1 pseudogene is annotated in these 711 nt (G+C 47.4%); it reads left to right on the plus strand.

The annotated features are described in order from the left end of the window. Positions 1-711 (plus strand): annotated as a pseudogene (locus F960_RS00205) (hypothetical protein); the annotation flags it as partial.

Here is a 711-nt window from a genome sequence, read left to right on the forward strand (position 1 = left end):
GGGTAACAGCCTTGCACAAAACTTGGGTGGTTCATCAACATACAAAGATGGCGTTGTTACAGCACCGAACTACCAAATCACCAATCTTGACGGCACAAGCAGTACAGCAGCAACGGTTGGCGATGCGATCAGCAGCTTAAATACAGCGGTGACCACACCATTAACCTTCACGGGTGATAGCGGTTCATCAACGAATAAACTTGGCACAACATTGGCAATCACAGGTGATAACAACATCACCACCACAGCCAGCCAAGGCAAAGTTGCAGTGACCTTGAACAAAGATTTAACAGGCTTAAATTCAGTTCAAACGGTTGATGCAAACGATCCAAACAAAGTCAGCACCTTGACCGCAGGTGGAACAACGGTGACTGATGGTACTAACACCACCGTGTATGGCTCGAACGGTCTAGACATTAACAATGGTGCAGTGACACTGGGCAAAGATGGCTTGAATGCAGGCGGTGTGACCGTTGGCAAAGACGGTATCAATGCCAATGACAAAACCATCAGCAATGTTGGTGATGCAGTGAATGGCAAAGATGCGACCAACTTACAACAAGTACAAGACATCGTGGCGAAATCAGGCGAAGGCTCACAAGCTGCGACAGATGCTTTGGGTAACAGCCTTGCACAAAACTTGGGTGGTTCATCAACATACAAAGATGGCGTTGTTACAGCACCGAACTACCAAATCACCAATCTTGACGG

The organism is Acinetobacter gerneri DSM 14967 = CIP 107464 = MTCC 9824, from assembly GCF_000368565.1.
Taxonomy (GTDB): Bacteria; Pseudomonadota; Gammaproteobacteria; order Pseudomonadales; family Moraxellaceae; genus Acinetobacter; species Acinetobacter gerneri.